General features: G+C 63.1%; 15 protein-coding genes. 11 read left to right on the plus strand and 4 right to left on the minus strand.

The annotated features are described in order from the left end of the window. Position 1 precedes the first annotated feature (1 nt). Positions 2 to 613 (minus strand): TetR/AcrR family transcriptional regulator, encoded by a 612-nt coding sequence (locus ORI27_RS06680; protein WP_265995889.1) that lies wholly within the window; start codon positions 611 to 613, stop codon positions 2 to 4. A 39-nt stretch (positions 614 to 652) separates the two neighbouring features. After that, entirely contained in the window at positions 653 to 2,272 is a 1,620-nt protein-coding gene (locus ORI27_RS06685) for a phytoene desaturase family protein (RefSeq protein ID WP_265995888.1), read from the minus strand. A gap of 156 nt (positions 2,273 to 2,428) precedes the next feature. On the opposite strand from ORI27_RS06685, the gene ORI27_RS06690 reads away from it, so the two are divergent. Together ORI27_RS06690 and ORI27_RS06695 are read left to right on the plus strand one after the other, a co-directional pair. After that, on the plus strand, positions 2,429 to 3,313 hold the full coding sequence (locus ORI27_RS06690) for a hypothetical protein (RefSeq protein WP_265995887.1): 885 nt from the start codon (positions 2,429 to 2,431) through the stop codon (positions 3,311 to 3,313). A gap of 122 nt (positions 3,314 to 3,435) precedes the next feature. Further along, on the plus strand, positions 3,436 to 4,197 hold the full coding sequence (locus ORI27_RS06695) for a hypothetical protein (protein WP_265995886.1): 762 nt from the start codon (positions 3,436 to 3,438) through the stop codon (positions 4,195 to 4,197). A 27-nt stretch (positions 4,198 to 4,224) separates the two neighbouring features. On the opposite strand, the gene ORI27_RS06700 is transcribed toward ORI27_RS06695, so the two are convergent. Further along, positions 4,225 to 4,857: a TetR family transcriptional regulator gene (locus ORI27_RS06700; RefSeq protein WP_266073903.1), complete on the minus strand. Its 633-nt coding sequence runs from the start codon at positions 4,855 to 4,857 to the stop codon at positions 4,225 to 4,227. A 152-nt stretch (positions 4,858 to 5,009) separates the two neighbouring features. Here ORI27_RS06700 and ORI27_RS06705 point away from each other — a divergent pair, with 152 nt between their 5' ends. The 9 genes from ORI27_RS06705 (at position 5,010) to ORI27_RS06745 (ending at position 13,739) form a co-directional block, all read left to right on the plus strand. Further along, positions 5,010 to 5,753, plus strand: coding sequence for a hypothetical protein (locus ORI27_RS06705; RefSeq protein ID WP_265995884.1), 744 nt, complete (start codon positions 5,010 to 5,012; stop codon positions 5,751 to 5,753). 1 nt (position 5,754) lies between these two features. Beyond that, positions 5,755 to 6,903 (plus strand): spirocyclase AveC family protein, encoded by a 1,149-nt coding sequence (locus ORI27_RS06710; RefSeq protein WP_265995883.1) that lies wholly within the window; start codon positions 5,755 to 5,757, stop codon positions 6,901 to 6,903. Positions 6,904 to 6,913: 10 nt separating this feature from the next. Beyond that, positions 6,914 to 7,300, plus strand: coding sequence for a Zn-ribbon domain-containing OB-fold protein (locus ORI27_RS06715; protein WP_265995882.1), 387 nt, complete (start codon positions 6,914 to 6,916; stop codon positions 7,298 to 7,300). Continuing rightward, entirely contained in the window at positions 7,297 to 8,466 is a 1,170-nt protein-coding gene (locus ORI27_RS06720) for a thiolase family protein (protein WP_407666234.1), read from the plus strand. The genes ORI27_RS06715 and ORI27_RS06720 overlap by 4 nt, the downstream gene beginning before the upstream one ends. A gap of 146 nt (positions 8,467 to 8,612) precedes the next feature. Continuing rightward, on the plus strand, positions 8,613 to 9,821 hold the full coding sequence (locus tag ORI27_RS06725; protein WP_265995881.1) for an enoyl-CoA hydratase-related protein: 1,209 nt from the start codon (positions 8,613 to 8,615) through the stop codon (positions 9,819 to 9,821). Between the two features lie 3 nt (positions 9,822 to 9,824). Beyond that, the gene (locus ORI27_RS06730; RefSeq protein WP_265995880.1) at positions 9,825 to 10,985 is read left to right on the plus strand and encodes an acyl-CoA dehydrogenase family protein; all 1,161 of its coding nucleotides are present in this window, start codon (positions 9,825 to 9,827) and stop codon (positions 10,983 to 10,985) included. A gap of 23 nt (positions 10,986 to 11,008) precedes the next feature. Next, a complete protein-coding gene (locus ORI27_RS06735) occupies positions 11,009 to 12,328 on the plus strand; it encodes a phytoene desaturase family protein (protein WP_265995879.1) in 1,320 nt (439 codons plus the stop codon). A 14-nt stretch (positions 12,329 to 12,342) separates the two neighbouring features. After that, complete coding sequence (locus tag ORI27_RS06740) at positions 12,343 to 13,032, plus strand: hypothetical protein (RefSeq protein WP_265995878.1); 690 nt, start codon at positions 12,343 to 12,345, stop codon at positions 13,030 to 13,032. Between the two features lie 89 nt (positions 13,033 to 13,121). Then, complete coding sequence (locus tag ORI27_RS06745; RefSeq protein WP_265995877.1) at positions 13,122 to 13,739, plus strand: TetR/AcrR family transcriptional regulator; 618 nt, start codon at positions 13,122 to 13,124, stop codon at positions 13,737 to 13,739. A 4-nt stretch (positions 13,740 to 13,743) separates the two neighbouring features. Here ORI27_RS06745 and ORI27_RS06750 read toward each other — a convergent pair whose 3' ends face one another. Further along, positions 13,744 to 14,469, minus strand: coding sequence for a hypothetical protein (locus ORI27_RS06750; RefSeq protein WP_265995876.1), 726 nt, complete (start codon positions 14,467 to 14,469; stop codon positions 13,744 to 13,746). Positions 14,470 to 14,571 lie beyond the last annotated feature (102 nt).

The following is a 14,571-nucleotide window of genomic DNA, read 5'->3' on the forward strand; positions in this document are numbered from 1 at the left end:
TTCAGGTCGGAGCGTTTCGTGGGGTGGCGCGGGTGCCGTCGAGCATGACTGCCAGCAGGGTGTCGATGACCTGGCGATGACTCCACGTGCCGTCGGGCCGGAACCACTCGACGACCGAGTCAGTCATGCCGAAGGCAAGGTGGACCATCAAGCCGGCATCCAAATCCGTTCGTAGCTTGCCGTTGGCCTGTGCCTGATGGACCAGGTCCGACACCACGTCTTCGAATTTCCCGACCTCGTCGATCGCCCACCGCTCGGTCTCGTTGTTGCCCCGTGAGCGATGCAGCAGGGTCATTTCGGGCTGAAGCCGCAGCTGCTCGGTCATCAAGCGCTGCATGATGTGGACCAGGCGTGCCACCGCCTCGCCGTCACACGAATCCGGCTCCGCGAGGACGGCCCAGTGCGCGCTGACGGCACGTTCGAGGGCACGCTTGAGCAGGTCTTCCTTGCCCCGGACATGGTGGTAAAGGCTGGATTGGGAGATATTGGCGGCCTTGGCGATGTGCTCGATGCGTGTTGCGTCGTAACCCCGGCTGATGAAGAGCGGCACCGCGATGTCGGTCAGGGAATCGACCGTGTACGGCTGGCGGTCGCTGCGACGCGGTGGTGCCACCAAATCGCCCTTCGGGTCATGGGTTGAGTGTTACGACCATTAGAATAGGTTGCTCCAGGGCGGACGCCGCACGAGGCGCCGAGGGCGCAGGTCCTTGATCACCTTCCGGGCGGCGAGATAACCCGGACCTCCGGTGATTCCGCCTCCGGGGTGGCTTCCCGACGATCCGAGGTAGAGACCTTCAACAGGCGTCGTATAGCCGCCGAGACCGCGGGCCGGCCGTAGCGGCCCGGACCGGCTCAACACCATATCGACGTGGGCGACGTTGCCGCCGCAGGCGTGCGTGCGCTTCGCGATGTCATCGTTGGTCAGAACTTGTCTGCCTATCTCCAGATCCCTGAGGCCGCCGTAGTACAACGCTGCCGCATCCAGTACGGTTTCGGCGAATTTGTCTTTGGCGCTGTCCCATCCACCGTCGGGAGCGTAGGGAACCACCGCGCAGTACAAGTAGACGGTGTCCTGTCCGGGCGGCGCCTGGGTCGGGTCGAGAGCGGTCGGGATGACCGGCCACAGCGAGAGCTCTTCCGCGTTGGGGAGAAGACCGGCGGCGGATTTGGCGAAGAGCCGCCGCATCCCGGCTTCAGTGCCGATCATGTGCGATGGGCGACGGACGTCAAGGTCGTCGCGGCGCCAGTCTTGATGACGCTTCATGGTGACCGTGCCATTCAGCGCCAGGTCGACTTTCGCCTGCCCATAGTTCAAGTTGGTGACGGGAATGTTCTCGACCGCAGAGATTGTCTGTGCGGGTAGAACCTGGCTCGGCACCAACGTTCCCAATGCCGTGCGGGGGTCACAGCTCGCGACCACCGCTTTGCGTGCTCCGATACGAGTGCCGTCGACGAGGCGGAGGCCCGCCGCCCGCCTGCCGTTGACGACGATCTCCGCGACGGGCGAATTGGTCACTACTGTGCCCTGTTTGGCCTGGAGGCGGCGCGCCAAAGCGTCGGGGATGGCTTGCACACCGCCGACTGGTCGCTTGCACGTGAAGCGGTGCATCGTGGCCAGCCACAGAAACGCAACACCGGTGCCGCTCATATCATTGGGGACGGTCGATCCCGAAGAGGCGTGCAGGGCGTCGCGGACCACTTGGTGGCTGAAGCGCTCGGCGATGATCTCCGATACCGAACTGATCGGAAGGTGCAGTAGGTCGCTGACCTGTCGGCGGCGAGACAACGCGCGTCTGGCCGCATAACCGATTGCCGACGGGTCGGGGCGGACCGGGTTCGTGCGGGCCAGTCGCAGCATGATGTCGGAGAAGCACCCGAGCATTTCCGCGAATTCGAGGTAGGCGCGGGCATCGGCGGGGGAGAAGCGCCGGATGTCGTCGGCGGTTCGGGTGGGGTCGCACCAGAATCCGATCGAGCCGCCTTCTGGATGTAGATATAGATGACCTGGATCAATCTCGTTGCGGCGCAGACCATATTGATCAAGATTGAGGTCAGCCGATGCGGGGAACGAATCCCAGAAGAACGCATCGACCGAGAAGCTGTTGATCAGGTGCTGTGGTGCCGCGTCGATCGCCGTGCTGGTGGCGGTCATCCCGCCGACTGCCGGGTTGCTCTCGCACACCGCCACCTGGTAGCCGGCGTCGGCCAGGTAGTTGGCCGCGACCAGGCCGTTGTGTCCACCGCCGACGACCACGATGTCGAAGTCTTGCACGATCCACCCACTTTCTACCGAGGAATTATTCGGTAAATCTAGACGCAACAGACCCGCATATGCCAAGATCACCCCAACAATACGGTGATGAACAGCGTAGGTGCGATTACCTTAACCGAGGAAATCCTCGGTTGCTATGGATTTGAGGAGGAGTCTATGAACCCGCCAATCGACGCACCCGTCGACATGGTGGTCGACCCGATGTGGCAGTGGATCTTCGGAGTGCTGCACTTCGGCATTGCCGCCCTGACTGTCTACCTCGCGGCCCGCAATCCGGTTCGGCATCGTGACTGGTGGGAGCTGCTGTTCCGAATGGTGATCCTCTTCAGTGGTGCATTCGGGGCGGTCCTGTTCGAAGGAGCCGTCGACAGGGCAGGCAAGCTTTGGTACGCCGAGATCGGCGCCTGGCGGATGATCGAGTTCTGGGGGACCTACGTTCCCCTATGGGTTGCGCCGGTCTACTTGTGGTTCATCGGAGGCGGATCGCTGTTCATCATTCAACGTATCCGCAATGGGTGCCGGCCCCGCGATTTCCTCTACATCTTCGGCGGCATCGCGGTAGCCGACCTGATGCTGGAAATACCGATCATCAAGATCGCCAAGCTCTACACGTATTACGGCGACAACCAACCGTTCTTCAACGAGCACTGGTTCCCGCTGCCACTGTGGTTCATCAGCACCAACCGCCTCTTCGATCTCGTACCAGCGTTCCTGATCCTGGTTGTGATGAGCTTCAAGTCGAAGTGGGCCATCGTCGCGATTCCGCCGGTGATGATCGGGTCGATGTATGTCTCGTATGGATTTGTCAGTTGGCCCACCGTCGCCGCGCTGCACTCCGGCGCCAGCCCGCTTGTCGCGCACCTGGCGGCGACCTACACGATCGTGCTCGGCGTCGCAGCCACTTTCGTCGGCGCGCAGTTGGCCCCGAAGATCCGCAATATCATGAAGCATCACGATGGACCGTCGATGGCGGCAACTAACGGCGCCAAAGTTGATGCAACACAGGGATCGCCGGCCCACGGGCAGCTGGAGAACGCCTAGCCTAACGCCGCGGCAATCGGGAACAGAGATTGGAAGTTGCGTTGGTAATTGATGATTCTCGACGGATGTCGCACAGATCCGCCGCGTTGACCCAGAAGGTAAGTGCGTGGTGTGGACCTGCTGTGATTGTGGTCTGCATTATCGGCTTGGCCGTGTGTGCACGGTTCGTGCCGCCGCCGGCTCCGTTGACGAGCCCCGCCGGCATTGAGGTGATCTTCCAACAGCGAACACTCGGGATCCGCACCGGCATGATGGTGATGGTCTTGGGAGCAGCCTTACTGGGTCCGTTCTTCGCTGTGATTTCCGTTCAGATGCGCAGGATCGAAGGACCCCGGCCCACACTCGCGTACGCGCAGCTGGTACTCGGAGCGTGCTTCATCCTGGAGATCATCTTCCCAATGATGGCCATCCAAACCGCCGCGTTCCGGCCCGGACGTGACGGCGCGATTCAGCAGACGCTCAACGACATGGGTTGGTTGACGTTCTTCGGCGTGGCATCAACAGGATTCGTCCAACTCGTCATCATCGGCATTGTGATTCTGCAGGATAGCCAGGCAGTACCTGTCTTTCCCCGCTGGGTCGGCTACTTCAACATCTGGGTTGGATTCGCCTTCCTGCCAGGTACGGTCATGATCTTCTTCAAGTCAGGCCCGTTTGCCTGGGACGGCATCTTCATCTTCTGGATTCCGTTCACGGCGTTTTTCGTCTGGCTGCTCGTCATGCCATTCGTCCTGTGCCGAGCGACCGACCAAGAGACGGTGATCGACGAGCCGAGTGCCCCCGCGGTCGGCCCCGCTGCCGACGACGCGATTGCAGAATTTCGTGAACAACTGGCGACCCTGACCGCCCGGATGGACACGTTCGGGAACCAGACGACAATCTGACCGACACGCCGGAAGCGATGACATCGTTCACTGTGCGGCTTCATGCCGATGCATGACGCCGTCCAGGAAGCTCAGAATTGCCTCTGAATAGAGTTGCAGCTCGTCACAGTCGTTGTGCTCCAATGCCATTGCTAGCGAAGGCAGTTGCCCCTCTTCTGCCCCCGGGAAGATCGGCTCCAGAGCCTGCTGGCGCACCGCGGCCGTCAAGGTGGCGCCCATGGCCAGTGTTTCGATCCCGTCGAGGATCTGGATCAACAGCGCCTTCGGCACGCCGGCCCACGCCAGGACCTCGGCGGCCTCGTCGTACCGCTTCCCGACGAGGACCCGGGGCGGAAACTGCAGCAAGATGGGCGCCGCGTTGCGATGACGTAGTACGGCCTCTCGAAGATTGAGGCTGCTGTCCAGCACCCACTGTTGCCAGTCCTTTCGGCGCTTAGGCCGCGGGGGCCGCACCGCTTCGCCGACGACGAGATGTGCCACCAGAGTCAACAGCTCATTGCGGTCAGCGAAATGGTGATACAGCGCTGGTGTCGACACACCCATCTGCGCTGCGAGTCGAGGCAAGGTGAAGGCTTCGAGGCCGTCCTTGTCGATGATCGTCAACGCCATCCGACCCGCGCTTTCGCGGGTGACGAGCGGCGAGGGTGGTCGTCCCAACATCCCTCCTGAGTGACTCGGCCTCCTACTGTACTGGCCGGTGTCGAACGGCCCCGGCGGCCGAAAGCACCGAAATGGGGGGTGACAGCGGTCACACGGTCGGCTACGCTTCCCTTAAACTTAATCCAATTAAGTTTAAGGGAACGGGGCTGGATGTGAATCGAAAGATGCAGCTGATCTGCGTGTGGTGCGGCCCGCTGTGCGCGGTGCTGTTTGCGATTGGGGCGGTGTTTCTCGGCCAGTTCATCCCCCCGCTCGTTGCGCCGAGCGACGGCGCGGCCACGGTGGCGCGCAAATTCGCCGAGCACACGATGGCGATTCGGGTCGGAGCGATGGTGTCGGTGATCAGCATGTCCCTGATCGCCCCGTGGGGCGCGGTGATCGCCGCGCAGATCCGGCGCACGGAACGGCGATTCCCGATCCTGACCTACGTGCAGGTGATCTGTGTTGCCGTCGGTACCACTGTCGTCGTGTTGATGTGCATGTTCTGGGCCGTCGCCGCCTTCCGCCCGGGCGTTTACTCCGACGAGACCGTGATGGTGCTCAACGACATCGCCTATTTCCTGTTCCTGTTCACCTGGACCCCATTCGTCGTCTGGGCGTTGGTGATCGCGCTGGCGATCTTCTGTGATCGCAGTGAGCGGCCGGTCTATCCGCGCTACGTCGCCTACATCTCGCTGTGGACCGCGTTGCTGTTCTGCGGTGCAGCGGGAATGGAGTACTTCAAGACCGGGCCATTCGCCTGGAACGGGGTCATGGCCCTCTACATCCCGGTGGGCGTCTTCTTTGTCTGGGAACTCGCGCTGACGATCGAGACCATCAAGAACATCAACCGCGGCCGTGTCGATCAGGCCGACGAAACCATCGCCGACCCATCCCCCCAGCTACAGGAGGCCTGATATGGCGACCACGCACTCAAATGCCGTTGCCGGCGTCGCAACCACCGATCCCGGACGTGACAACAAGACCCCGGCCGTCAAGATCTGGGCCGGTATCGGGCTGGCGTTCGTCCTGCTGCACACCTACATCATCACCAGTTGGGTCACCGGGCCGAACTTCAAGACGGTGCCGCAAGGACCATCGGAGCCGCCTACCTGGATGAAGATCGAACTGATTGCTTGGCAGGTGATTTCGATCCCGCTGGCGCTGACGATGCTGTATTTCCTCGTCATCCGGCCATGGCGCCGAGACCGCCAGGTCGGCATCGATGGCTTGTTCGTCATCGCCGGCTTCACCATCTTCTGCCAGGATGTGTGGTCCTCGGCCGGCAACCACTGGTTCACCTACAACGCCTACATGGTGAACTTCGGGTCGTGGGCCAATGATGTGCCGTGGTTCAACGCCTACGGCAGGCCCGGGCAGATGCTCGTCGAACCGATTCTGTTCCTACCGGCCGCATACACCTACATCATGGCCATCGGCGCCGGCTTCGGGTGCTGGGCGATGCGCAAGTTCAAGGCTCGCCGGCCCCAGACCGGGACCGCGGGCATCATCGCATTCGGGTTCGTCGTGATGTGTGCCTTCGATGTCGTGCTCGAGGGCATCATCTGGTTGCCCCTGGGTATCTTTGAGTACCCGGGCGGGCACTGGAGTCTGTTCGCAGATACGTATCACAAGTACCCGCTCAACGAGATGCTGACGATCGGCGCGGTATTCACGGCGATGGCCGCGTTGAAGTTCTTCCGCGACGACCGCGGCCTGACGGTGGTGGAACGTGGCGTTACCAAACTCGGCCTGAGCCCGCGAAAGACCCTGGCGCTGAGGGCGTTCGCCGTCATCGGGTTCGTCAACCTCGCGATGTTCCTGTTCTACAACGTACCCAACACGTTGATCGCCATCAACGGCGAGCCCTGGCCTGCCGACCTGCAGCAGCGTTCGTACTTCCTCAACGGCCTGTGTGGTGAAGGAACCGACCGGGCCTGCCCGGGCGGCAGCAATCCCCATATCACCGAGCACTCGGTCTATCCGAACACCAACGGCGGCATCACCGTTCCTGACGGTGTGCAGCCACTGCCGCAACATGTTCCGTTGCTGCGGCCGGGTGGATAGGGAGACATTCGTGGATGTCGTCGCTGATGGCCTGGTCAGAGTGACCGAGAACGGCCCGCGTCTGATCACCTCACGCTGTTGCACCTGTCAGGCGAGGAGCTTCCCGGCACGCGACTCCTGTCGCCGCTGCGGAGCTCAGCAGACCACCGAAGAGCTCGTGTGCGGCAACGGAACCCTGTGGACGTGGACGGTTCAGAGGTTTCCACCGAAAGCCCATGTCGGCTCTGAGTTCACCCCGTTCGGCGTCGGCTACGTCGAACTCGAGTCGCAGCTACGGATCCAGGGCCGGTTGACCCAGGCGGATCCGGAGCGGTTATGGATCGGAATGCCGATGACGCTGGAATTGCTGCCGGAGGCCGACGGCGGAACCACCTACGCGTTCGCCCCGCTCGCATGACCGTGCGACAAGTCGACCAGTCGATGGACACTGTCATCGTTGGGCTGGGAATCACTCCGTTCGGGCGTCATGATGACACCACCGGCGTGCAACTGGGCGAACTCGCCGCCCGCGCCGCGCTGCTCGACGCGGGCGTGACCTGGGCTGACATCGAGTTCGCCTGCGGCGGTTCGATGTCAGCCGGAAGCGCCGACACCTTGGTGGCCAACCTCGGCCTCACCGGAGTGCCGTTCCAACACATCTTCAACGGATGTGCCACCGGAGGCTCGGCCTTGGTCAGTGCCAACGCGATGCTGGCTTCGGGTCAAGCCGAACTCGCGCTCGTCGTCGGCTTCGACAATCACGACCAAGGAGCATTCGACCTCGATCCGGCGACCTGGGGGCTCGACCAGTGGTACGGCGACGCCGGGCTGATGGTGGCCCCGCAGTACTTCGCCATGAAGGCCCGTCGATACATGCACGACTTCGGTATCAGTCCTTCGAGCTTGGCCAAGGTACCGGTGAAGGCCACCGCCAACGGTTTGCTCAACGACAACGCCTGGCGGCGAACACCCCTCACCGAAGAACAAGTGCTCACTTCGTCAATGGTTGCGGATCCGTTGACGAAGCTCATGTTCTGCTCGCCGGGCGCCGGCGCAGTCGCCCTGGTCCTGGCCACCTCCCGCAGAGCCAAGGCGATGTCGCAGAAGCCCATTCGTCTCAGATCGGTGGCCTTCCGAACCCGCCCGTTCGGATCCTTCGACGTCTTCAGCCCGGCCGTACCCGTAGAGCTGTCCTCGACGGCCACCGCTGATGCCGCAGTGGCGGCATTCGAGGCCGCGGGCATCGGCCCCATGGAAGTCGACATCGTTCAAGTCCAGGACACCGACTCGGGTGCAGAACTCATTCACCTCGCCGAGACCGGACTGTGCGACCACGGTGAACAGGAAAGGTTGATCCAGCGTGGGCTGTTGGACATCGGTGGGCCTCTACCGGTGAACACCGACGGTGGCTGCATCGCCAACGGCGAACCCGTCGGCGCGAGTGGTCTGCGTCAAATCCACGAGATTGCCTTACAACTTCGCGGCGGCGCCGGGCGACGCCAGGTGCCGACAACGCCGACGGTCGGCTTCACCCATGTCTACGGCGCACCCGGCGTCAGCGCGTGCGCAGTGCTCACCACCTGACGAGCGGCCCGGGGGCCTCTCGCCAGGCCATACTCAGAAAATTTAATCACTACTAAAAACCGTGGTACGGTACGCATCAGGTTCCTCGTCAACTGCTTATATCTGTTTTTATCGGTGATTAAATTATCGAGAACAGGAGCGCTCCGTTGTCTGACGTCCTCGGCGATGCGCGGGTCGTGGCTGTTCAGCGGCTCTACCACGCGTTGGCTGCCGGCGACCGCGAGACGATCGAGGCGCTGCTGCATCCGGAATTCGTCGGCCATGCGGCCCAAGGATTGCCATTGGACATGGGTGGGCGCCACGTCGGAGCCGACTCGATGTGCACCAACCTGTGGTGGCGCATCGGTCGGCACTTCAGCGTCCGCGCCGTCGCCGGCGATTTCCAGCCGTGTGGCGACGGCCGCCTGATGGTGACCGGGCGCTACCGCGGCACCGCACGGAGTACCGGTCGTGAGTTGGACGCCGAATTCATCCATCTGTTCGCGTTCGCCCCCGATGGACGCATCAGCACACTGCACCAGCTCACCGACACCGCGGTCTGGTGTGCAGCCGTCGAAGAACCGTCGCGGTTGGAGACCATCGATTACCGGGTTGACGGTGGTGTCGCGACGATATGTCTGAATCGGCCCGACGATCGCAACGCCATCGACCTTCGGGTCGCGCGAGAGACACTCGAGGTCGCCCGGCTGATCGCTGCGGACGACACCGCGCGATCCGTGCTGATCTGCGGGGACGGCCCGTCACTGTCCGTCGGCGGCGATATCGGGTTCTTCCTCGAGGGCGGTCGCGATCGGTTCGGTGACCTCTTCGTCGAGATGACCCCGCCCTTCCATCAAGCGTTCGCCATCCTCAGTGGCCTCGACGTGCCGATCGTCACCGCGGCCCACGGTGCGGTTGCCGGAGGAGGGCTGGGCTATGTCTACGCCGCCGATCTGGTAATCGCTGCGGAGGGAACCCGTTTCGTAACCGCCTTCGCCGGGCTCGGGGTATCCGGTGACGGCGGCGGAACCTGGCACCTGCCCCGCCTCATCGGCGCCCGCCGCGCCGCTGCTGTTTACCTCCGCAACACCCCGATCAGCGCTGAAGAGGCTCTCGACTGGGGTCTGATCAACGAGATCGTCCCGGGCGAACAATTGCGTCAACGCGCTGTCGCTGTCGCCGTCGAGCTCGCGCACGGCCCGACGAAGGCGTTCGCCACCATGCGCCGGTTGTTACGGGAGTCGTGGCACAACGACTTGCCGACCCAGCTCGTTGCGGAGACTCAGGGACTGCGACTGACCGGAGACACCGCCGATGCCGCCGCTGCCATCGCCGCATTCGCGGTCAAGACCAGACCTGAATTCACCGGAAGGTAGTCGATGTCGGGACTCATCCACGATTCCGCGGAACACAGCGCGATCCGGGCAACCGTGGCCGCGATCGCCGATCGCTATGGGCCACAATACTTTCTGGAGCGTGCCCGCACGGGTGACGGCATCGAGGAGCTCTGGAAGGATCTGGGTGCGGCCGGCCTGCTCGGTGTCCACCTGCCCGAGGAATACGGCGGTGGGGGAGGGGGCATGGCCGAAGCGGTCGTGGTGGTCGAGGAACTCGCCGCCCACGGCATGCCACTGCTGATCTGGGTGATCTCGCCGGCCATCTGCGGAAATATCTTGGCCCACCACGGATCCGAGGAGATGAAGCGTCGATGGCTACCTGCGATCGCCGACGGATCGCAGAAGATGGCCTTCGGCCTGACCGAACCGGACGCCGGTTCCAACAGTCACAACGTCAAGACCACCGCACGGCGCACCAATTCCGGGTGGACGATCTCCGGCGCGAAGTACTACATCTCGGCGGTCGACCAGGCCGATGCCATCCTGCTGGTCACCCGTGACGCCGATGAGTCGACCGCGGAGCGGTCTCGGCTGTCGCTGTTCGTGGTGCCCACCGATTCGCCGGGGCTGAACTTCCAACAGATCGAGACCTCGATCGTGTCGCCCGACGAGCAGTTCACCGTCTTCCTCGACGATGTCGAAGTCGGTGAGGATGCCCTGATCGGCAGCGTGGGCAACGGACTGCGTCAAGTGTTCGACGGCCTGAACCCGGAACGAATTCTGGTGGGCGCCTTGTGCGGTGGTATCGGGCGGTACGCAGTCGACAAGGCCGCGCAGTACGCCACCGAGCGCACCGTGTGGGCGGCCCCGATCGGATCGCACCAGGGTATCGCCCATCCGCTCGCCGAATGCCACATCAACGTCGAAGTCGGCCGACTGGCCACCATGCGCAGCGCCGACTTGTTCGACGCGGGCGAATCGGCCGGTGAAGCGGCCAACATGGCCAAGTTCGCCGCATCCGAGGCCGCGCTGGCGGCGCTTGACCAAGCCATCCAGACACACGGCGGCAACGGCTTGTCCCGCGAGTACGGGCTATCGGAACTGTGGTTCGTCACGCGGTTGATGCGTACCGCGCCGGTCAGCCGCGAGATGGTGCTCAACTTCATCGCCCAGACCTCACTCGGACTGCCCCGGTCCTACTGATCCGTCCCGACAGAAAGACATCCATGACAACGATGGAACACGAATTCGACGTCGTCGTGATCGGCGCCGGCGCCGGCGGCCTGTTCACCGCGGCACGGCTGGCGCACAGCGGCTTTCGCACACTGGTCGTCGAACGACTCGACAAGGTCGGCGGGCGGGCATCCACCGACGACATCGACGGGTTCAAGGTCAACAACGGCGCGATCGTGATCGAGGTCGGCGGCATCACCCAAGAGACGTGCGAAGAGGTCGGCGTACCGTTCGAGATCCGGGAGCCGAAACCGCCACTGCTCTACCGCATCGGCGGCAAGGACGTCGACGTCACCGGCGGCGGCTGGGGTCTGCTACTCGGTAAGCTGACCCGGCAGGGCGCCAAACTGGTCAAGGGCATCGGTGCCGCGCGCAGCGACTCCGGCCTACCCGAAGACGAGATCTCCACGGCACAATGGGTGGCGAAGTACACCAAGAACGAAGGCGTACACGGGATCTTCCGTAACATGTGCGCATCGATCTTCGCGGTCGGCTCCGAAGACCTCCCAGCGCGGGTGTTCCTGACCTACTTCACCCGCAAGAGCGCGTTCAAACGATTCGGTTTCCACCCCGAGGGGACCATCGGGATATGGAAGGGTTTGGCCGGCGTGGTCGAGCGTGACGGCGGCCAGGTGTGGCTGTCGACTTCGGCGACCCGCATCGTGTCAGCGGATGGCGTCGTCTCCGGCGTCGAGATCGTGCGTGACGGAGTCTCAGCCACGGTCAATGCACCCATCGTGATCAGCGACGTCGGACCCGCGGCGACGTTGGCGCTGCTGGGCCCGGATGCAGTGCCCGCCGACTACCGCGATCTCGTTGCCCGCGGTGATCGGCCGACAGCCATGATCTCGGTCAACTTCGCCAGCACCGAGCCCCTCATCGCCGCCCCCGGCATGCTGAGCTTCGCGAAGTCCCGGCGGGTGGCCTACATCGCCAATTTCACCGACCTCTGTCCCGAGATGGCCCCGCCCGGATGGCATCTTTACGTCGGCACATCGGTTCCGCAGCCCTCGATCGGAGAATTCGACGAGGCAGCCGAGACCCAGCTGCTGTTGGACGACCTCCGCGACACCATCGAGGACTTCGACAGTCGAGCAAGGATTCTCAACATCGCCGTCACCCGCGATGGCTGGCCGCCGCAGCGGGCCGTCGCCGGATTCGACCTGCCGCACGAAACCCCGATCGAGGGGCTGTGGAATGTCGGCGACGCGGTCAAGGAGTACGCCAACGGCGGCACCACGGCGTGTGCCGAGACCGCCAAACTCGTGGCCGACAAGATCATCGCCAGTTACCGGCCGACCGTCCGCGGCTGACCATGTCGGCGACAGTGATCAAGTTGTGCGCCTGGGCGGGACCGGCCACCGTCGTGGTGGCGCTGACCGGATGGCTCATCGCCGGCGTCCTGCCGCTGCCGCTCGGCTCGTCGAGCAGCACCGCGGAGGTCGTCGCTTTCTACAGCAACGACACCCGGGTCTTGGTCGGGTTGGTGATCGCTCAGCTCGGTATCTGCCTGGTCTTTCCGTTGATCGCGCTGATAGCACTGGCGATGCTGCGCATCGAGGGCCGCTCGCCGCTGCTGACCATCATCCAAGTGGTCACCGGCGCGGCGACCGGTGTCCTGCTACTGCTCCCGATGCTGCTGATGGCGATCATCGCGTTCCGGCCCGACCGCACCCCGGAACTGACGGTCACCCTCAACGACATCGCCTGGCTGATGTTCCTGACCCCGATCGCGCCGTTCATGATTCAGAACATCGCCATCGGCACCGCGATACTGGGAGACAAGCGTTCGGTGTTGCCGCGGTGGTTGGGCTACTTCAACATCTGGGTGGCCGCCGCGTTCATCCCCGATGTGCTGGCGTTCTTCTTCCACTCCGGGCCGTTCTCGTGGCGCGGCGTCTTCGTCTTCTGGCTCGCGTTGTTCGCGTACGCCGCATTCCTGATCGTGATGGGCGTGGTGTTGCGCAAGGCCAACCTGGACAGTGAGCGTACCGAGGACGAAACAGCCCCGCGGTAGCCGGATCTGCGGTGATCTGCGGTTGCGTGCGTAGAATCCTGAAAGTCAGGTGAGCATGCAACGAAGGACGGGCGTTTCACACGATGGCTGTGACGGTTCGAAAGGGGAGGGTCAGTCGTGCGGCGCGGCGTGAAGAAATCGCTCGCAAGTTGTTCGCCGCGGCCGAGCAACTGCTGGCCGAAGGTACCGGATTCGCTGAAATCAGTGTGGAACAGCTGATCACCGGTGCCGAGATCGCTCGTTCGACGTTCTACGTGTACTTCGAGGACAAAGGTGCTCTGCTCATGGAGCTGGCCGAACGTGTCACTCAGAAGGTCGGTGAAGCCGCAGAGGCGTGGTTCAGCCTGCCCCCGGGATCGACACCCGCAGATTTGAGAGGGGCACTCAAACAGATCGCGGATGCCTACACGGATCACCGCTACCTGCTCGCCGCTGCCGTTGAGACCGCCACCTACGACCCGCGCGTCCGTGCGCAGTTCGCGGGTGTCATGGAGCGCCGGGCCGAAGATCTGCGGGTCGGGTTCCGTGGGCAGCAAGCAGCCGGGTTCATTCCTGCCGAGGTTGACGTGGAGATCGTCGCGCCATGGCTGACTTGGATGATCGAGCGCGGGCTGTACGAATTGACGAGCACCGGAGTTGATGTCGATGAGCGACTCGACGGTATGACTACCGTGGTCTGGCGGACGCTCTACGCCCCAACGGTATAGCCTCTTAACCGATTTCGGCTGGTTGTCGATCCTGCCGGACCGCCCGCCATGTGAGCGTGATCATCACGACAAACCAGCCGGTGAACATCGCGAACGGAATCCACCACACCAGCACACCGTTCCAGGCGAACGGTCCGGTCTTGAAGAACATCGCTCCCAGGGCCGGTAGGAACGAAATGCTGATCCACAGCTGGAGGTAACCCGCCCACCGGGGGAACGCCGGCCGGGTTCGCTTGTCGCGGAAGATGGCAATCGCCAGAATCACGTACTGGAGGATGAACGGCGCAATCGGGGTGATGAAGAACAACCAGCCGAGATCGACGAGCGCTTGGGTGATCTCCGGATTGCGTTGCGGGCGGAACGCCGCCGTGGTCCACACGAATGCCGGAAGAAAAAAGGTCATCGCCGACAGCACGCCGGCCGCGAGTTGGGTGCCGGAGAGGAAGAACGACCTGCCCTCGATTTCCTTGATCAGGTCGGAGAGCACCATGGACCACGGGAGATAGAAGACGGTTCCGATCGTCATCAGGACCATCCCGATCCGGATGGGCAGCGATCTGTCTCGGAAGAGCTCGGCGAGGTCCTCGGCCGAATCCGATGGGGGTATCGGCGGAATCCACTGAGCGAAGAACACGAAGCCGATAAGCCAGAGCAGGAAGAACGCGGCGGCGCTCCAGACGCCCAGGATGCGCAGGCTGGCATTCATGTACATGGTCTCCGTTCCCGCCATTGACAACGCTCGCTCATCGTACATAGTGTTCGAATAAGATGTTCGAGATTTGGACCTTTGAATCTAGACGCATCCGTCACCTCTTCTGCCCTATAGGAGTGC

Origin of the sequence: Mycobacterium pinniadriaticum (assembly GCF_026242045.1) — a bacterium.
Taxonomy (GTDB): domain Bacteria; phylum Actinomycetota; class Actinomycetes; order Mycobacteriales; family Mycobacteriaceae; genus Mycobacterium; species Mycobacterium pinniadriaticum.